The 19,220-nt window shown below is 48.2% G+C and carries 13 protein-coding genes; all 13 read right to left on the bottom strand.

Annotated elements, in window-relative coordinates:
- Nucleotides 1-180 precede the first annotated feature (180 nt).
- The gene (locus PGS38_RS04530) at nucleotides 181-2,448 is read right to left on the bottom strand and encodes a hypothetical protein (RefSeq protein WP_118601126.1); all 2,268 of its coding nucleotides are present in this window, start codon (nucleotides 2,446-2,448) and stop codon (nucleotides 181-183) included.
- 212 nt (nucleotides 2,449-2,660) lie between these two features.
- Nucleotides 2,661-4,301, bottom strand: a complete 1,641-nt coding sequence (locus tag PGS38_RS04525) for a TIM barrel protein (RefSeq protein WP_158555011.1) — start codon at nucleotides 4,299-4,301, stop codon at nucleotides 2,661-2,663.
- Nucleotides 4,302-4,507: 206 nt separating this feature from the next.
- Nucleotides 4,508-4,681 carry a DUF4250 domain-containing protein gene (locus PGS38_RS04520; protein WP_022461670.1) on the bottom strand — a complete coding sequence of 58 codons (174 nt, stop codon included), beginning with the start codon at nucleotides 4,679-4,681 and terminating at the stop codon, nucleotides 4,508-4,510.
- Nucleotides 4,678-7,284: an ATP-dependent chaperone ClpB gene (gene clpB / locus PGS38_RS04515; protein ID WP_117510089.1), complete on the bottom strand. Its 2,607-nt coding sequence runs from the start codon at nucleotides 7,282-7,284 to the stop codon at nucleotides 4,678-4,680. Before clpB ends, PGS38_RS04520 begins: the two co-directional genes overlap by 4 nt.
- 192 nt (nucleotides 7,285-7,476) lie before the next feature.
- Complete coding sequence (locus tag PGS38_RS04510) at nucleotides 7,477-8,559, bottom strand: hypothetical protein (protein WP_117510090.1); 1,083 nt, start codon at nucleotides 8,557-8,559, stop codon at nucleotides 7,477-7,479.
- Nucleotides 8,560-8,730: 171 nt separating this feature from the next.
- Nucleotides 8,731-9,675 (bottom strand): CobW family GTP-binding protein, encoded by a 945-nt coding sequence (locus PGS38_RS04505; RefSeq protein ID WP_055267686.1) that lies wholly within the window; start codon nucleotides 9,673-9,675, stop codon nucleotides 8,731-8,733.
- A gap of 32 nt (nucleotides 9,676-9,707) precedes the next feature.
- Nucleotides 9,708-10,769, bottom strand: coding sequence for an NAD(P)-dependent alcohol dehydrogenase (locus tag PGS38_RS04500; protein ID WP_022461674.1), 1,062 nt, complete (start codon nucleotides 10,767-10,769; stop codon nucleotides 9,708-9,710).
- Between the two features lie 143 nt (nucleotides 10,770-10,912).
- A complete protein-coding gene (gene deoC / locus PGS38_RS04495) occupies nucleotides 10,913-11,599 on the bottom strand; it encodes a deoxyribose-phosphate aldolase (protein WP_055220244.1) in 687 nt (228 codons plus the stop codon).
- Entirely contained in the window at nucleotides 11,596-12,315 is a 720-nt protein-coding gene (locus tag PGS38_RS04490) for a GntR family transcriptional regulator (protein WP_055220242.1), read from the bottom strand. The genes deoC and PGS38_RS04490 overlap by 4 nt, the downstream gene beginning before the upstream one ends.
- Before the next feature lie 294 nt (nucleotides 12,316-12,609).
- The gene (locus PGS38_RS04485; protein ID WP_173816457.1) at nucleotides 12,610-13,311 is read right to left on the bottom strand and encodes a hypothetical protein; all 702 of its coding nucleotides are present in this window, start codon (nucleotides 13,309-13,311) and stop codon (nucleotides 12,610-12,612) included.
- A 240-nt stretch (nucleotides 13,312-13,551) separates the two neighbouring features.
- Nucleotides 13,552-14,907, bottom strand: a complete 1,356-nt coding sequence (locus PGS38_RS04480; protein ID WP_117510092.1) for a C40 family peptidase — start codon at nucleotides 14,905-14,907, stop codon at nucleotides 13,552-13,554.
- A 197-nt stretch (nucleotides 14,908-15,104) separates the two neighbouring features.
- The gene (locus PGS38_RS04475) at nucleotides 15,105-16,175 is read right to left on the bottom strand and encodes a BMP family ABC transporter substrate-binding protein (RefSeq protein WP_147398502.1); all 1,071 of its coding nucleotides are present in this window, start codon (nucleotides 16,173-16,175) and stop codon (nucleotides 15,105-15,107) included.
- Between the two features lie 165 nt (nucleotides 16,176-16,340).
- Nucleotides 16,341-19,085, bottom strand: a complete 2,745-nt coding sequence (locus tag PGS38_RS04470) for a hypothetical protein (RefSeq protein WP_118640753.1) — start codon at nucleotides 19,083-19,085, stop codon at nucleotides 16,341-16,343.
- Nucleotides 19,086-19,220: the final 135 nt, after the last annotated feature.

The following is a 19,220-nucleotide window of genomic DNA, read 5'->3' as shown; positions in this document are numbered from 1 at the left end:
CTGACAGCTTAGTTATAATAACACCGCCAAAAGCAAAAGTCAACACCTTTTTTCGAATTTTCTTATTTTTAGAAAAATATAGTTAATTCTGCATATTTTGTATTTTATCTGACTATTTACAATCTATCCGAAACCGTCCAAAAGAAAAGGCGCCTTCCGGCGCCCTTTCCCTTTCAACTCTTATTTCTCACGTTTACGATAAACAACTGCTCCGACCACTGCTGCTGCAGAAACGCCGAGCAGGATCACCCACAGCATCACCTGTGTGCGGTCTCCCGTGTCCGGACTCTTTGTTGCTTTCTTCAGATAGAATACGGTATCCGCCTGGCCCTTGCTTGAAACGATCGAAATCGTATGCTTGCCTTCTGCCAGACTCTTTGTATACTCGGCCTTCAGCGTAACCTGCGTATTCTCTTTTCCAGCCGTCACATAATTCTTCGCATCAATCTCTTTCTGGTCGATGAGAACCTTTTTGAGATCCTTTGCTTCAAAATCTGCGGTGAAGGAAAGCTCCTTGCCCTGCATACCTGACTGATTGACTCCTTTGGTAATCTCCGGAAGATTCTGCGCAGTCATCGGTTTCTGTTTCAGGCCGGCAATCGCTTTTTCCAGCGCTGCCGCATAACCATCCACCGTCTTCTGCTCCGTGATATTCTTTCCGCGTACAATCGCTGCTTTTGCATCATTGACTGCTTTTACGCTCTCGTCCGTGTATTTCTTCAGATCGTTTGGAATCTTTTTCACTGCGGCATCTACTTTGCTGTAGTCCGCATCTTTATACGTAAGGCCGGCAATCGCTGCCTCGATCTTTTTTGCGTAACCGTCTACGCTCTCCTGCTCTGTGACCGGCCGCTCGGTTACGACGCTGTTCTTTGCATCTTCCAGTGCTTTTACAGACGCATCGGTATACAGACTGAGATCCGCCGGAATCTTTTTGATGGCTTCCTCTACTTTGGAATAATCTGCTTTCCGAACCTGCAGTCCTGCCAGTGCATTTTCAATTGCTGCTGCCCAGCCGTCTACTTCTGCCTGATCCAGAATGGTTTTTCCGCTTTCTACGCTGTTGATCGCTGTCTGAAGCGGCTGAATGCTTTCTTCCGTATAAATACTCAGATCATTCGAAACTTTGGCAAGAGCCGCGTCTACGGCGCTGTAGTCCGCCGGTTTCAGGGTCAGTCCGTCAAGAGCTGCTTTCAGGTTTTCTGCAGACTGATCGACTTCCTCCTGTCTGCTGTCATCCAAATCCCATACAATGGCTTCTTTTGCCGCATTCAGTGCTTTTACACTCTTTTCGGTATAAATGGATAAGTCTTTCGGAATCTTTCCCAGGAGTTCTTCCACTCCCTGATAATCTGCCGGAACCGGTTTGCGTACCAGTGCTGCAATTGCATTCTCCAGTGCTTCCGCATAAGCATCAACTGCCTGCTGCTCTTCTACCGTTTTGGTGCGGTCGATGGATGCGATGACTGCATTCAGTGCTTCCACGCTTTCTTCCGTATAGATAGAAAGATCTCCCGGAACTTTGGCAAGTACTGCATCAACTTCTGTGTAATCTGCGCCAAGAAGCGTCAGTGCGTTTACTGCTGTCTGAATGGCTGCCGCATAACCATTTACGGTTTCCTGTTCAGCTGATGGCAGGTTCTCTTTTACCGCATCTTTTGCTTTCTGAACAGCTGCCGCGCTTTCTTCTGTATACCGGCCCATGTCCTCCGGGATCAGCGCCAGCGCTTCTGTTACTTTGGTGTAATCTGCGGCTTTTACAATCACAGTGAATTCCTGTGTGAAGTCAACGCCGGTTTTCTTTCCGTCTTTGATTGTCGCCAGAAGTTTTACGGTTCCGGCATTCGTTACTTTCAGGTTTGTGCCGTCTAAAACAGCACCTGTCATTCCGGCATCCGTGATTTCCCATGTGATCTGTTTCTGATCTGCATTTTCTGGAACTGCTTTGCCCGTCAGTGCGGTGATTCCCGGGATTTCTTTCGGTATGCCCTGGATTTCTGTTACAGCTACGTACTCATAGGTTCTTATCTGGATTTCAATGGCATCTTTTGTTTCCGTTTCTGCGATCTTTGTTACAATCCAGCTTCCGTTCCAGCTGTCTGCCTTTTTAAGCAGATAATCTGCCGGAGCCTTTTTGGCCTTTTCCGTAAGATCCTTCAGATTCCAGGAAGCCGCCGCTGCGATCACAGCCTCTTTTTCTGTTTTTATTCTTTCTTTGTCATCTTTCTTTTCATCCAGATTTGTTTTTTCTGAAAGTATTCGGATTTCTCTGTTCTCTGCATCATTTTTAATCTCCGTATCTTTGCCGAGAACGTCGCCTGCTTTCAGCGAAAGCTCTCCGAACTTCCACGTTTTGGCTTCCTCTTTTGCGAATGCCATGGTTGGGAACATCGTCACGATCAGAAGCATGGACAGTACAAACGAAAGCATTTTTTTCGTTTTCTTCATAACACAAATCCTCCTTTCCTTTTGATTGTTTTGCAGCCGCCAGGGGCCGCAGTTTCTCTTGTTACTTTCATTATACGTGTGTCAGAAAAAGAGTCAACGGGCCGTAAAAATTCGTAAGAATTCTTGTGCATTTCCGCTAAAATACTTTCAACGTTTTTTCACAATACTTCCATGAATTTTTACGGCCCGTCAGATTTTCTTAAGATATTCCTTTATTTGTGATGAAGCACATATTTCACATACGCAATTCTGCGGCTGTCCGGTGCCCAGGAGTTGACGTTGATACTGCCCTGGCCGCCGAAAAGATCCAGCACTTTTTTCTTATTCTGTCCGTCATAATCCATCATTCCAAGCGATACATACATGTTCGGCAGATGCTCATTCGGTTCCAGCTCACCTTTAGCGAAGGTCAGGTAAATGACGTGTTTTCCATCCGGCGAAACGTGGCCGAACCAGTTGTTGGCATCGAAATCGGTCATCTGGGTGAGACCGCTGCCGTCACGGTTCATCCGCCATACCTGCATCAGACCGCTTCTGGTGCTGTTGAACCAGATGTGCTTTCCGTCCGGTGAATACTCCGGACCGTCGTTGTAGCCTTTGCCGTCCGTCAGGCAGGTTTCCTCGCCGCCGTCTGATGGAATCGTACAGATCTCAATGCGCATAGTCTCCTCCTCCGGCTTTTTGCGGAAGGCACAGTACGCAAGCTCTTTTCCGTCCGGCGACCAGCCGTGCAGATAGCTGAGACCCGGTCCGGTGAGGTCTTTTGGTTCACCGCCTGTCATCGGGAGCACGTAGATGTGGGATTCATACGTTCCATCTGTGAGTTCCGGCGGCATGCAGCTTACCGCCAGCAGCTGGTTGTCCGGTGACGGAATGTGGTCATTGTTGCACTGCACGCAGAAACCGGTATCAACCTGCTCCACATGGTCTTTGTCGATCTCATAGCGGTAGATTTTTCCATCCGCATTATAAAGCAGGGTGTTTCCATCGTTCAGCCAGTTCGGTGCCTCGATGATTCCCGGAAACTCATGCAGCACGGTTTCTTCTCCGGTCTCCACATCCATCGTGCAGAGAATGCTGTCGGTGTTGTCTCTGTCCCCTGTCCATCCGGAGAGCATTTTTCCGGCGCGGCAGGTATCCTCCAGTGTTGCCGCATCCATATCCACAATCTGCAGTGCACCGTTTGCACGGGCGAACTGGAAGCAGGCTTTCAGATCAACCATGCCTTTTCCAAGCGGCGCTTCCTGGCCGGTGATTTTCATATCTTTATAATGAACGGCTTTGACTCGGTCCGCATGCGCCCAGAGGAACTCTTCCGGGTCGACGCCGCCGCAGTACATCCAGCCGACATCTACTTCTGCTCCGACTTTTTCACCGCAGGCTTCCAGGAGATATTCGTACGCTGTTTTTCCATTCACGCGGATACAGATATCTTCTTTTTCGTTGTGAATCAGAAGACCTGCTCCGGCTTTTTCCAGTTCTTCTGCCAGTTCGCGGTATCTTGCAGCGGTTTCGTCCAGAACATCTTTTGTCAGGCGTGCCGGGCTCTTTACGACAAACCAGGAAATGTGGTATTTCTGCGCCAGTTCTGTAAGAATGGCAAGTTCTCTTTCATAGTGGTATTCATCCAGGAAAATGTGGACCGCATGAACCTCAATGTGGTATTTTGCAAGCAACGGCATTGCCTGCTCCAGATCCTCCGGGATCCAGAAACCGTAGTCCCTGGCATCAACACGGAATCCGAGACACGGCTCGATCTGGCGGTAGCCTGCCTCATAGATTTTCTTTAAAAATCCTTCGGGATCCTGTTTCCATTCTTTGGATACCCCATACATCTGTACACCAAAATACATATTTGTTTCCTCCTTCTCCAGATCCGCTGTTTCCCCATTTTCAGCGGATTTTCTTTTCCTCCATTTTACCACATTTCTTCTATTATAGATATGATTTTTCCTGTCAGTTATAAGAAACACGCTTTGCGTAAAAAAGGCGCCCCGTATGTGTTTTTTCCACATACGGAACGCCTTTTTCCGCCATTTTTTTCAGGGCCTGGTTATTCTTATACAAACTGGTTCGTTTTCTCATCGTACTCATAGTCGATGAGCGCCAGTTTTTCCCGCAGATCGGATTCCTCTGTCTGCATGGCCGCGCAGAATTCTGCGAGCGACGGGTAAAAATCTCTTAACTGCGTATTGACATAGCTCAGCAGCATTACGGGATCTTTCGGCATCATTCGTCTACTACCTCCACACCTGGTTTGATCATTGCTTTCAGGCCGCCGTTTTCCACATCCAGAAGGATCGTATCGCCCTCGCTGACCTGACCGCCAAGGATCAGTTTTGCGGTGCTGGTTTCTACCTCTTTCTGTACGAAACGTTTCAATGGACGGGCGCCGTAAACAGGGTCGTAGCCGCCCTCGATGACAAACTGTTTTGCAGCCGGGCTCAGTTCGACGGTAAGCTCCTGGTCTGCCAGACGTTTGTTCAGTCCTTTCAGCAACAGATCTACGATATGACCAATGTTGTCTTTTGTCAATGGTTTGAACATAATTGTTTCATCCAGACGGTTCAGGAACTCCGGACGGAAGTGTGCACGCAGATCCTGCATGACCAGGTTTCTCGCCTCTTCGGAGATGCTGCCGTCGTCCTGAATGCCGTCCAGCAGATACTGGGATCCGATATTGGAGGTCATGATCAGGATCGTATTTTTAAAGTCTACGGTACGGCCCTGGGAGTCGGTGATACGGCCGTCATCGAGTACCTGCAGCAGAACGTTGAAGACGTCCGGATGCGCTTTCTCGATCTCATCGAACAGAACAACAGAATATGGTTTTCTGCGCACTGCCTCGGTCAGCTGGCCGCCCTCCTCGTAGCCTACATATCCCGGAGGCGCTCCGATCAGACGGGAGACGGAGTATTTCTCCATGTATTCACTCATATCGATTCGAACCATGTTGTTCTCATCATCAAACAGCTTTTCTGCCAACGTTTTCGCAAGCTCTGTTTTACCGACACCGGTAGGTCCAAGGAACAGGAACGAACCGATCGGTTTTGTCGGATCCTTGATTCCGGCTTTGGAACGGATAATCGCATCCGAAACCTTGGTGACTGCTTCATTCTGGCCGATAACTCTCGTGTGAAGTTCATCTTCCAGACCGAGGATCTTAGTTCTCTCGCCTTCGGTCAGTTTTGCAACCGGGATTCCGGTCCAGCGGGAGACAATTCTGGCAATCTCTTCATCCGTTACACTCTCGTGTACCAGGGAGAGATCTTCATTTTTAACTTTTTTCTCTTCTGCTTCCAGCATCTGCTGTAATTTCGGGAGTTCACCGTACTGCAGTTCAGCGGCGCGGTTCAGATCGTAATCATTCTTTGCTTTCTGGATCTGGCGGTTCATGTCCTCGATCTGCTCACGCAGTTTGGACAGTTTCTCAACGGAACTCTTTTCATTTTCCCACTGTGCCTTTGCAGAATTGAAGGTATCCTTTAACTCAGCCAGCTCTTTCTGCAGTGTTTCCAAACGCTCGCGGCTCAGATTGTCGGTCTCTTTTTTCAGTGCGGCTTCCTCGATCTGCATCTGCAGAATCTTACGGCGCTGCTCATCCAGCTCGGCCGGCATGGAATCCAGTTCTGTCTTGATCAGAGCGCATGCCTCGTCGACCAGGTCGATTGCTTTATCCGGCAGGAAACGGTCGCTGATGTAACGGTTCGAAAGGGTTGCGGCTGCAACGAGGGCACCGTCGGTGATTTTTACGCCGTGGTAAACTTCGTAGCGCTCTTTTAAGCCACGCAGGATGGAAATCGTATCCTCTACGGTCGGCTCATCAACCTGAACCGGCTGGAAACGGCGCTCCAGGGCGGCATCTTTTTCGATGTACTGGCGGTACTCATCCAGCGTTGTGGCACCGATGCAGTGCAGTTCGCCTCGTGCCAGCATAGGTTTCAGCATGTTTCCGGCATCCATCGCGCCGTCGGTCTTTCCGGCGCCGACGATCAGGTGCAGCTCATCGATGAACAGAATGATTTTTCCGTCGCTCTTTCTGACTTCCTCCAGAACGGCTTTCAGACGCTCCTCAAATTCGCCGCGGTATTTTGCTCCGGCTACCAGGGCTCCCATATCGAGGGAGAAAATGGTTTTATCTTTCAGGCTCTCCGGTACATCGCCGTTGGCGATTCGCTGGGCCAGGCCTTCTACGACTGCGGTTTTACCAACACCAGGCTCACCGATCAGAACCGGATTGTTTTTTGTCTTACGGGACAGGATACGGACAACGTTCCGAATTTCGGTATCACGGCCGATAACCGGGTCCATTTTCTGGTTTCTGGCTTTTTCTACGATATCCTGGCCATATTTTTCCAGGGTGTCGTATGTTGCCTCCGGGTTGTCGGTGGTAACTCTCTGGTTTCCGCGCACGGTGCTTAATGCCTGCAGGAAACGTTCTCTTGTGATGCCGTACTCCTGAAACAGTTTTTTCATGGACGGGCTTGGGTTTTTCAGCATTGCCAGGAAGAGGTGTTCTACGGAAACATACTCGTCTCCCATGGCTTTCGCCTCATCCTCAGCATTTACCAGTGCTTTATTCAGATACTGACCGATATACGGCTGACCGCCGGATACTTTGACGCGGTCGTTCAGTGCCGTCTCGACACGGTTCAGAAAATGTTCTTTGTTGATTTCCATCTTTTCGATCATTTTCAGAATCAGGCTGTCGTCCTGATGCAGGAGATTATACAACAGATGCTCCTGCTCTATTTCCTGGTTGCCGAAATCGTATGCGGTCTTTTCCAGGTCCTGTACAGCCTGCAGCGATTTTTGTGTGAATTTACTGATATTCATAATCGGCTTCCTCCTTATCTATTTGGGTGCTAACATTCGCTCCGAACAAAAAGAGCGTTGATGTGAATTTTCTTTTCTTTCTTTGTTCTAGTCGTACTATAACACTAGTTATTAGCACTGTCAATAGGTGAGTGCTAATTTTTTTTATTTTTCCCGACGCTCCTTTTCTCCCTCCCCCCCCCTAAAAGATTTTTATTCATCGCCGTACACAGCAATAAAATGAATCAGTGCCTCTGTTTCGGAACTGGCATACTTTTTGGCAGATGCTTCCAGCGGCTGTGATTGATATGCTTCAAACGAATCGCCCTCGTCGCGTCCAGATATGTAGCGATTATCATTTAGTTTCCACTTCCTCATTTCTTCAAAATAAGCAGTATTCGCCATTTCCGAATTCCAGTCCATTCGCTCCAGCAGATAATACTCCATTCCATGATAACATTCTTCGCAAATTCCCGTAAAAAATTCTTCTGCTGTCTGAGATGTTAAATGCTCTGGAGCATACCATATTTCGTTCTCTTCATTATTATATAATGCAACGCAATTCGATGATCCTGTCTCTTTCACATACAGCGGAATTTCGGGAATTCCAAGTCGTTCTGTTTCAAGCCGTACCATCTTCTGCGCTGCAATTGTTCTTTCTTCCAGTGTTTTTTGCCTCCATTCGCTCTCCTTTAAGCTCAGCAGAAATTCTTTATTTTCCTGAAAAATGTTCTCCTGATTCTGGACGAGATTATAGTCCTTTTTTCGTTCGTAAAGTTCTGCCACTCCGGACGGAGACTCAAGCTTCCAATATATCATCATACAAGTCGGTACCATACTCACGCATACTGAAACAAACAGAAATGCGTTTAAGTCACTTCTTTTTAATCTCCAGAATTTTTTCGGAGAATATTTTCGTTTTTTTCTATGTAAATCTCTTAAAACCGTAACAAGAAATATCCCATCCAGCACTGCAAGAAACAACACAATTTTCAGTGAATATTGGGCAAATAAAAACAGCATCAGTATGCTCGGCGGAAATGTATAGAATAAAACTTCATTTGCAGTTCCATCTGCGCAGTAGCTTCGAATGGGTGAGGCCAGCCACAAAATCAGGCACAGCGCATAGGCAAAAAGCATTGTCCCCGACGAAATATGGACGGAACATTCTGTAATATATACCTCAACCTGTTTCACATACATCACATACAAGATACAGATCGGATATAAAATCGAGCTTTTGCTCAACCAGTATGCCGCTGATTTTCTTTCCCGTCTTCTTTTCTGTTCCTCCATATCAGATCCCCCTGATTTTTCTTTTGTTTTATTTGAAATACTTGTATGTTTATTTTAGCGTAATTTTTCGTTTTTGCCTATCCTTCGTTTTTCAGTTGAATCTTTCTGTAAAAACCAAAATTGCGAAACCCTGTTTTGGCAGGACTCCGCAATCTCTTTTTCCTATTTACTTTATGATACATGACGGGCAGCATATTTCATTTTCTGGTTTCCGGCGCATTTCTTAAAATACTGCCGGATCGCATCTTCGTTCATATCGTTTCCGATAAACACAGCCTGGCCGGCGTTTTTCTGTTCTGTGCCGGTGATGCTGTAGCGGTGATCGGCGACATCAAATTGGAGAAACTGGTCTCCGGCTGCGAACTGTCCTTTTGCACGGATGATATTTCCAAACGCTCCGCGAATGATCTGTTCCAGAAAACACCACAGGGTTTCCGGTGCCTCCATTCGGATATTTTCGAAGGAGAAGGTCTCCGGCATCTTTTCGCCGCTCTGCGTATCCTGTACTTCTTTCTCATATCGGCCGCCCAGCAGCAGGCTCTGGTAATCTTCCCGTGTCATCGTGGATGCATAATCCGTGATGATTTTTGCCTGCGGGTTAATTTCCTGCAGAAATTTCTGGATGCGCTGTTTTTCTTCCGCCTGGCATGCTTCTGTTTTGGAAACAATGATCGTATCCGCGCTTCGGATCTGATCCTGATACAGCTCGGGATATTCCGCCATATAGCGGCGGTAACTGTAAACATCCACAATAGTGACCGGCGAGAGAAGCTGAATTCTCTCGTACTCGATCTGACGCAGATTTTCTATAATCCGGGCGAGACTTCCGACGCCTGTCGGTTCTACGATCAGGTATTCCGGGTCTACCACATTGGCAATGGTCAGCACGGATGCTGCAAAATCCTTTTTCCCGATGCAGCAGATGCACTGCTCTGTCATTTCCCATACATTTTTCTGCGTTCCTTGCCGGTTCTGGCCAAGACGTGCGCCGTCGATTCCTGCGGCTCCATATTCATTTTCCAGTATGGCAAACCGCTGATCGACGTTCCTGGCCAGCCGTTTGATAAATGTTGTTTTTCCCGCGCCCAAAAAGCCGGATACGATCAATATTTTCATACGTTTCCTTTTTCAGTCAAATTTTCAAATCATCAGTCAGCCAATTTAACGACTGGTTTGATTAAATCCTTCGGTTTATCTCTCATGAGGAACAGTGCTTCTTCCAGATGATCCCATCCATCAAACACATGTGTGGACAGCGGGCTGACATCCAGCTTGCCTGCCGAAACAAGAGCTCCCAGTTTTTCCATGCGGAGTCTTCCGCCAGGCATCAGGCCTCCGTTAATCTGTTTGTGACCCATTCCAACGCCCCACTCTACACGCGGAATATCAATGTTGTCACCGGATCCAAGATAGTTTACATTTCCGATCTTTCCGCCCGGTTTCAGGCATTTTACTGCTTCTGCAAAGGTTTCTACACCACCGCCGGCGATGACTACTTTATCAACACCTTTTCCATCTGTCATATCAAGTACCTGCTGGAAAATCGGTCCGTTCTTGTAGCTGACAAAATCCGTTGCGCCGTATTTTTTTGCCGCTTCTACGCAGACCGGTCTCGTTCCGACAGCAATGATTCTCGATGCGCCGCGCATATTCGTTCCGGCTACCGACATCAGACCAACTGGTCCGATTCCGATGACAAGAACTGTATCACCAAACTGTACATCGGCAAGCTCTACGCCGTGGAATCCGGTCGGCACCATATCGGAAAGCATGCACGCGTCGACAACATTGATGTTTTTCGGAAGCAGCGCAAGGTTTCCATCGGCATCATTTACATGAAAGAATTCAGAAAAGACACCATCTTTGAAGTTGGAGAATTTCCAGCCTGCCAGCATTCCGCCGGAGTGCATGGAATAACCAGCCTGTGCTTCCAGAGAATTCCAGTCCGGAGTGATGGCCGGCACAAGAACCCGGTCTCCCGGTTTGAAATCTTTTACGAGCTCTCCGACTTCCACAACCTCTGCACAGCACTCATGGCCCAGAATCATGTTATGACGGTCACCGATGGCCCCTTCCCATAAAGTGTGGACATCTGATGTGCAGATGGCAACTGCCAGTGGACGGCAAATGGCATCCATCGGCCCGCATTTCGGGCGTTCTTTCTCGATCCATCCGGATTCACCGATTTTCAGCATTGCATAACCTTTCATATCTTTTGCTCTCCTTTCAGATTGTTAATGATTTATCGATTCCTATGATTCGAATATATCACTAATAGGTTACTAATTCAACAGAAAAGTCACGGAATATCGTAGAATATTCCGTGACTTTTTTATAGCTTTTGCACAATAGATTACTTATAGATACTTTTTATCAAATTCTGTACCGACCGCATTCCCATACCGAAACGGCTACAGCCGGCTTTCTGCATTTCCTGTATAGTTTCCAGACTGCGGATTCCACCGGCGGCCTTGATCTGAATGCGACCGGCGGCTTCACGGCTCATGATTCGAACCTGCTCCACGGTGGAAGGACAGCCGGGATACCATCCGGTGCTCGTCTTTACATAATCCGCACGGCCTTCCACACACAGATCCACTGCCTGGCAGATTTCCTGCTCCGTCAGCTGCGGTGCCTCGATGATCACCTTAAAAATCGCCGAAGGCACCTGCTCCCGGATGGCCAGAAGTTCTTCTTTTACATAAGAAAATTCGTGGCTTCTGAATGCCGTAAGATTCATCACCATGTCGATTTCCCGGCAGCCAGCCTCCCACAGTTCTTTTGCCTGCCGCTTCTTCTGTCCGGTCGTATCTCCGCCGCCCGGAAAGCTTACCACGCCTCCCGCATGGATTTCTCTGGTGTCCTGCAGCCGTTCTGCCACATGGGCGCTGAACGCCGGCAAGGTAAACACAGCAGCCAGACGATATTTCTTTGCCAGCTCCACCATCGCATCAATTTCATCCATTGTATGAAATGCCTGTACACAGCTGATATCAATCTGCCGCATCAGTTTCTTCTGTTCTTCTGTCTCATCGCTCATTTACTCCGTCCTTTTCCCGAAATCTCCACCTCGTACTTGCTTCCGATGATCCGCACGTGGTCAATGCTCACCGGCCGGTTCTGCCAGTAGGTGACTCTGTGCACCACAAGAAGCGCATCCTTCGGCTCCGTTTTCAGAACCTGGGCTTCCATAAAGGTCGCGGATTTCGCTGAAATTCTGTCTCGTGTCTCATCAATCTGCAAGCCGAATTTCTCCTCCAGAAACTGATACAGCGCTACAAACTGATTCTCATACGCCTCGATGCCAGGGACTTTCGCATATTCGATATAATTTTCCATCAGCGTAACAGGCTCTTCATCCGCAAGCTGCAGCCGCTGAATCCTCGCCACGCTGGTTCCCTCCGGAATTTCCAGTTCATCGGCGAGCTGTTTGTCCGCCGAAATGATGTCGATCATCATATCTGACGTCGTTACCCGATATCCTTTTTTCATCAGGGATTCCGTGACCGATGTGACCTTGTTATAATTCTGAATTGCCTTATGATTCAGCACCCTCGTTCCAGAACCCTGGCGAACCTCAACCAGTCCCTCCTGCACCAGCATCTTTACTGCATTCCGTACCGTAGTACGGCTGACCTGATAGATTTTCTCCAGTTCACACTCCTTCGGCAGAAATCCCCCGACAGGATATGTTCCCTTATTGATCTCGTTTTTCAGTCTGCTGTAAACCTTCACATAAGCCGGTGCATTTTTCATCTTCTTCCCCTCCCGTGAAATATCAATATCCGCTTTTTGATCCTTTTTGCAGTATACCATATTTTGACGGCACAATCGAGTCCCAAAGAAGAGTTCCTGTTTTCTGCTTTGTCACCGACACATACTCTGCCAGACGCACAGAAAAAAGGCAGACGCATGTCATTTCTTTATGACTCACATCTGCTCTGCATGAATCTTCTTTTTTCTGCTGTCTGCGAAATACTTCCATTCTCCAGAAGCAAATCTCTCTTTCTGCGGTGTAAATTTTTGTTACAAATTTTTTATTGTTCTTTTCTATTTTTTCGTATCAAACCGCATCACCGCCATGTGCACCACGTACGGCACCAAGATGACCGGGATTGCCAGGTATGCCAGGATGCTGTACACCTTCTGGATCAGCGTCAGCAGACCAAACTGTGCGATAAGGAAGTCCGCGATGCAGCAGACAAGCGCGGCAAGGATCTGGGTGCGGCTGATTTTGCCTGCGGTTTCTGTTCTGCTGCTTCGTTCAGCGAGACCGGCGTGGATTCGTTTGACCATGGCGGCAACCATGTTGACGGCTGTGGATACGGCACCGAGGATGATCAGTACGGAAATCAGCGGTGTCATGAATTTACTGCCGACGCCCTGCTGAACCATAAATAATGTCGGGACGCTCTGCTGGATCATTTCCGGGTTCTGGTATACGGTCATGATTCCGAGGACGACCATGATCATCAGAAGGGCATTTAATACGGCACCGACTGCCATGCTCTTTCCGGCATCCTGCGGTTTTTCGAAGGATTTGGCATGCTGGACGAAGACTGCGACATTGGCAAGCTGGAAGGTTCCGTAGAGGAATGCGGCGTACAGGGCTTTGCCGAATGGGAGGTCTGCGGTTTTCATGGCGTTTACAGTATCGCCGATCTTTCCGGCTCCGGCGATGATGTTCGGGACGTAGACGATCAGCAGACCGGCGATAATGCAGATGGACAGCACTGACGCTACTTTCCGCACCAGATCCGTTCCGAATACCGAAACGACGAAAATAATTTTCCAGTTTCATAACGATTCTCCCTTCTTCCTAACAAGCAAAAGGGCATACTGACCTTCTGTTGGTCAATACGCCCTTGTATCTCCGATGTGCTTTAGTATATCACAGTTTTAACGCGAATGCACTCAATTTTAAGCAAAACGCAAAAGATCCCGGGATTTTTCTCTCCCGGGATCTGAAAATTCTTACTATGTAATTCTTTTTTAAACCACACGTCTTACCGCAAGAATCGTGGTATACGCTGCGTTGCTGCTGATCTTGATACCGTCGCGCTCATTGCTTGCGTGTACGATTGCACCGCCGCCGATGTAGATGGCTACGTGGCCGCTGTAGCAGATAATATCGCCCGGCTGAGCCTCTGCATAAGATACACCGCGTCCTACACCACGCAGTGCACTGGAGGAATGCGGAAGGTCGTATCCGAAGTGTGCGTAAACGCTCATGATAAAACCAGAGCAGTCAGCTCCGTTGGTAAGGCTTGTGCCGCCCCATACGTATGGATTTCCAATAAACTGTGTTGCATAGGATACGATGGCACTTCCGGTTGCGCTTCCGGTGCTGCTGGAGCTGCTGGAATCATCCGAGCTGCTGGTATCGCTGGACGAAGAATCATCGTAAGAGCTTCCTCCGTTAGACGGTGTTGTTGTCGTGGTGGAGCTTCCTGTGCTGGACGGTGTGTTGTCTGCCGTTGTTGTATTATTTGCAGCACTGCTTGCGGCTGCTTCTGCTGCTGCCTGTCTTGCTGCTTCTGCCTGGCGGGCTGCCTCGGCTGCTTCTGCTGCCTGACGGGCCTCTTCGGCTTTTCTTGCTGCCTCTTCGGCTGCAATCTCCTCCTGGATCTGCTGGATCTTTGCGTTCTGCTCTGCCAGTACTGCGTTGTACTGTGCAGCCATGTCGTTCAGGTCTGCGATCTGGTTTTCGTAGTCATCGGAAACGGCTTTTTTCTGCTCAAGCATTGCCTCAAGGGACTGCTGCTGTGCTTCCTGCTCTGCCTCACTGGCTTCGAGATCTGCTTTTTCATCTGCAAGCTGATTGCTGTAGTCTGTTACCTGCTGTACAAGATCCATGTACTCCTGCAGGCACTCTCTGTCGTATTTGTATAACTTCTGGGTGTACTCAGCCTGGTTGAGAATGCTGCTTAAATCTTTTCCCTCCAGAAGAAGTGCTGCCCAGCCGTTGTCTCCGCCGCTCTCATAGAGGAACTGGATTCGTTTTTTCATCAGCTCGTACTGCTCGTCCTCTTCAGCCTGGGACTGTGCCAGTTTTTCCTGTGTTGTTTCAATTTCTGTCTGTTTCTCTGCAATTTCATTTTTCAGATTTTCCACGGATGCCATGGTTACAACAAGCTGTGCGTCCAGGTCATCAATCTCGCCGGTAATCTGATTCTTTTTGGTTTCCAGATCGTCGATTTCTGCTTTTGCGTTGTCAAGCTGTGCGCTGGTCTCTGCCTGTGCTGCCTGCTGCTGCTGTAACTGCTCCTGTTTCGAGGCGCTTACTGTCATTACCTGAGCTGCACTTACGATCACTGCTAAACTTAAGGCAAGAAATTTTTTTCTCATTCTTTCACTCCCAAATTGATTCGTTGTATGTAGGTTTCTTTGTTTCAGGTTTCCCTGTTTCTTAGAAATTCAATTATTCTGTAACAATTTTGAAATATTTTTCCCAATTCTTTTACATAATATCACAATTCACAAATGGATGCAAGGAAAAATATCCCGACTTTTTGTAAACAATTCGTGAACAGTAACGATACATGTTATTTTACCTTCTGTACACTCACACAACTCAATTTGTATTGATCCGGCGAGGAAAGCGCATCGCCGTCAGGGATTGAAAAGTCCTCTGCGGAGAATTTCGCACAGAGTGCCCGGTACTGATCCTCTGTAAAGTACGGCACCGCATCCTGATTCCATTCCAGACTGATTTCCTGATCGGCCACGCCGCGCGTTACAATTTTCCCGCCTTCAAAATCCTTTTGTTTCATTTCTTTTAACGCATTGTAAACTGCAGTTCCATAATCCAGACGTACTTTCAACACGGCATTGGCGTACTCCTCCACGCCGCCGTTTGCGATCAGTGCTCCGCCTGCCGCAGATGCTGCTGCGCCAAGTACATTCTGATACGATGCACCGTCCGAGAAGAGAATCTGTCCGCCCTCACCATACCAGCTTTTGATTTTTTCCAAATACGACGGTGATACGCTGCTGCTTTTCCGATACGTATAATCCAGCGTGATGCTGTTTTCTCCAAGTCCCAGATCCGCAGCGGCCGCCTCTGCACCGAGTGCATAACCTGTCCCGTACTTTGTTCCGTTCTCTTCGTTTTTCTGTCCGATATAGCCCAGGTGCGTGTAGCCGGCCTGTACTGCCGCATATCCTGCCAGGTAGCCGGCCTCTGATACATCAATTTCCAGGCTTTCTGTATTTCCGCGGAGACGGCTGCGGCCGCTCTCACTGACCGGTTCTGCCTCCAGCAGCAGAAAACGGACATCCTTCCAGTCGCGCTGTGCATCGTAAACGGCGCGGCTCATGCTCGTTCCGGCACAGACGATAACGGATGCTCCCTTCTGCGCCGCCTCTTTGATGGTGTTTTCATAGTCCTCTGTTGTCCGTCCTGCCGGAACACTTGCTTCATATTTCAGACCGCTCTCGTCTCCATACTGCGCAAGACCGTTCCATGCTGACTGATACACGGCATCGGAAGCTACCTCACTGCCGTCGGTTACCAGCACCAGATCCACTGGTTCCGCCTTTTCTTTTCCGCAGCCGCCCAGCAGCAGCAACGACACTACGCCAAGACAGAGCGCCCATTTCCAGCTCTTTCGCATGTTTACTCCCCTTGTATTTTTATTTTCCAGATTTTTTCTTTTGTATTTCTGATCTGCGTCTTTCACGCACCTTCTAGTATAGACAATTCCAGCGCAAAAAGAAAGAGAGAATACACGAACTACAAAGTTTTTTTGTATTCTCTCTTATTTTTTATAGAAGATATTTTACTGGAACAGATCGTTCAGGATTTCTGCCGGTTTCTTCCTGCGGTAGCCTTCACTGTCACTTAAGATACTGCTGCTCCAGGTGAAATGATTCACACCGGTCAGATAGGACCGGTCAAGAACTTTTACACCATACCGCTCATACGCAACCGGATAATACATTTTCATGTATTCATTTGCCAGCTCAATAGCTTCACTGTTAATGCTTCCTGTTGAAGAAACGGTTCCGCCAAGCTGAATATACGGCGGTGTCGCATGAATGACAACCACGCTGCCGTCCGAGCACTGGCCAATGACAATCCAGACATGACCGCTCTTGCTGACCACATCACCCGGCGTAAATTTCTGGGACGTATCGCCTGTCACGCAGGTTCCCCAGCCTTTTCTTGCAAAGTAGGCCGGCATTCCAGTGGAGGTTGTCGTTGCATACTCTTTCGTCACCTGATGTGCGGTCCATCCGACATAGCCGGAACAGTCAAGACCTTTTCCGTACTCATACAGATGATCGGAATAGTTGTAGGTGGAATTCTGTGTATTGAAGAATTGTTTCCACTGCGCATTGACGCCGTAACTCTCTGCCTCTGCGTCTGTGTGGCCGCCTCCCCAGATATACAGGGTGTTTCCAAGCGGAAGCAGTGCATTTTTCAGAAAGTTCCGTACGGTGCGGACACCGATCTGCGCGGACGGTTCAAATCCGTCCGGACTCTGTACCAGCTTGCCGTCCTCATCGAACACATACGTTTTTCCGTCGATCACCTGTTTTCCGGTTATCATGCCGCCCCAGTTTCGGAAATAGTATGTATTTCCGCCAATCGACTGCCAGCCGATTGCCATTTTCGAGTCAGATCCAAGGTAATAGAGGTTATTATCATAGGTAATAAACGCATTCTTGTACATGCCGCCCCAGCTTCTCGGATAATAATAGTTATAATCCCAGTATACCCAGCCGCTTGTCGCCATAACGCCGTTTTTGTCTACATAATAATAGTTTCCGTCGTACTGAAACAGCTCGTCATCTCTTCTGGTTCCATTGGCGTTGATCCAGTAATGCGTTCCGTCCAGAAGCAGCCAGCCCGTATGGCTTGTGCCGTCCTCATCGAAATAATACGTTTTTCCGCCGTTCTGCACCCAGCCGGTGGCAAATGTTCCATCTGAATTGGCATAGTATGTTTTACCGCCGATGGTAAATGTCTGATCATGGTACAGACCGCCCCAGCTCTGGAATGCGTATTTTGTTCCGCCGATGGTATGAATTCCGGTGTACATGCCGCCCCAGCTTCGGAAATAGTAGCGGTTTTTGTCGTAGGTGATCCATTCAGACGATGCCATCGTACCGTCTTCTTTCATCCAGTACCAGTTGTTGTCATATTTCACCCAGCCGGTCTGAAGCGACGTATCCTTGTTGATCCAGTAATACGTTCCGTTGGTCAGATACCAGCCCTCTTTTGTAATCTGCTCGCCGTCTTCCAGAAAATAGTATTTCTTTCCATTGATATCGCAGACACCTGTATAGAAGGTTCCGTCATCCTTTGCCCAGTATTTCTTTCCCTGCCAGGTAAAAGATTCGTTATGGTAAACGCCGCCCCAGCTGTGGAAATAATATCTTGTTCCGTCAACCTCTTTCATTCCGGTGTACATCACACCGTCACCGTCGAAATAGTATCGGTTGTTGTCATACGTGATCCATTCAGATGCAGCACGTGTGCCGTCCGCTTTCAGCCAGTACCATTTGCCTTCCAGCTTCAGCCAGCCGGTCTGAACAGAACCATCCTGATTGATCCAGTAAGTCTGATCTCCCAGCTGAACCCAGCCGGTCTGGCTGGCATGATAGATCGATCCGTCATTCTGCGCTATGTAGGTTTTTCCTTTTACGGTAAAGAAGGTGTTTCGATATACACCACCCCAGCTCCGGAAATAATACTCGTTTCCTCCGATGCTCTGGAAACCGTTTTTATAAATGCCGCCCCAGCTCTGGAAGTAATACAGATTGTTGTTGATTTCTTTCCAGCCGGATGCCATCATGACACCATTATCATCAAACCAGTACCAGTTATCATCGTACAGCAGCCAGCCGGTCTGCAGGACGCCGTCTTCTCTTACCCAATAATATGATGTGCCTTTTTTCAGCCAGCCTTTTTGTGTGATCTGCGCTCCCGTAGTATCATCAAATGCGCAGAGATCACCATGTCCATTCATTGTTCTGACTATTCCACGGGCAACGATACCATTTTCCTGTACATAATACATTTTTCCGCTGATGCTGAGATACACATTTCTCTGAATGCCGCCCCAGCTCTGGAAATAATAAAGGTTTCCATCTACTTCCTGAAAACCATTTTTATAGATTGCTCCGTCTCCCTTGGCATAATAAAAATTATTATCGTATGTGAACCAGCTGTTTTCTGCCATGCGGCCGTTCCGGTCCGGATCCAGCCAGTACCAGTTTCCATTCCGGTAAAGCCATCCTGTTTTCAGCTGTCCGTTCTCATAAAAATACCAGCCGCTGTCGCCTGCCTTAACCCAGCCATTCTGACTGGCCCGCACAGCAGCACCGCTGTCCTGTGAAGCCTGTGTCTGCGTTTCACTCTGTATCCCGCTCTGCTGATCCTCTGTCTCCACAGACTGGTCCATCACCGTGCTGCTCCCCACAGCACTCGCGGAAACAGTCGTCGGATGTACGCTGAGCATCAGCACCATAAAAAGTGTACCGCCCAGAAGACTTCTCAATTTTTTCTTCGATGTCATTGGCAAGTAACTCCCTTACTATATTATATCTGCTTTTCTCTCCATGTTACCATTAGAAATTATATTATCTTTTGTAATATTTTGCAATAAAAACGTAAAAAAAGAGACATTCACGAAGGAATGTCTCTTTTTTTC

The organism is Fusicatenibacter saccharivorans (assembly GCF_027667425.1).
Lineage (GTDB): Bacteria > Bacillota > Clostridia > Lachnospirales > Lachnospiraceae > Fusicatenibacter > Fusicatenibacter saccharivorans.
The sequence above is the reverse complement of the archived record's forward strand: the minus strand, read 5'-3'. Positions and strand labels throughout refer to the sequence as shown.

Excerpts from the sequence above, each read along its gene's own strand:
- PGS38_RS04530 (WP_118601126.1), bottom strand. The coding sequence starts at position 2,448 with ATGAAGAAAACGAAAAAAATGCTTTCGTTTGTACTGTCCATGCTTCTG.
- PGS38_RS04525 (WP_158555011.1), bottom strand. The coding sequence starts at position 4,301 with ATGTATTTTGGTGTACAGATGTATGGGGTATCCAAAGAATGGAAACAG.
- PGS38_RS04520 (WP_022461670.1), bottom strand. The coding sequence starts at position 4,681 with ATGATGCCGAAAGATCCCGTAATGCTGCTGAGCTATGTCAATACGCAG.
- clpB (WP_117510089.1), bottom strand. The coding sequence starts at position 7,284 with ATGAATATCAGTAAATTCACACAAAAATCGCTGCAGGCTGTACAGGAC.
- PGS38_RS04510 (WP_117510090.1), bottom strand. The coding sequence starts at position 8,559 with ATGGAGGAACAGAAAAGAAGACGGGAAAGAAAATCAGCGGCATACTGG.
- PGS38_RS04505 (WP_055267686.1), bottom strand. The coding sequence starts at position 9,675 with ATGAAAATATTGATCGTATCCGGCTTTTTGGGCGCGGGAAAAACAACA.
- PGS38_RS04500 (WP_022461674.1), bottom strand. The coding sequence starts at position 10,769 with ATGAAAGGTTATGCAATGCTGAAAATCGGTGAATCCGGATGGATCGAG.
- deoC (WP_055220244.1), bottom strand. The coding sequence starts at position 11,599 with ATGAGCGATGAGACAGAAGAACAGAAGAAACTGATGCGGCAGATTGAT.
- PGS38_RS04490 (WP_055220242.1), bottom strand. The coding sequence starts at position 12,315 with ATGAAAAATGCACCGGCTTATGTGAAGGTTTACAGCAGACTGAAAAAC.
- PGS38_RS04480 (WP_117510092.1), bottom strand. The coding sequence starts at position 14,907 with ATGAGAAAAAAATTTCTTGCCTTAAGTTTAGCAGTGATCGTAAGTGCA.
- PGS38_RS04475 (WP_147398502.1), bottom strand. The coding sequence starts at position 16,175 with ATGCGAAAGAGCTGGAAATGGGCGCTCTGTCTTGGCGTAGTGTCGTTG.
- PGS38_RS04470 (WP_118640753.1), bottom strand. The coding sequence starts at position 19,085 with ATGACATCGAAGAAAAAATTGAGAAGTCTTCTGGGCGGTACACTTTTT.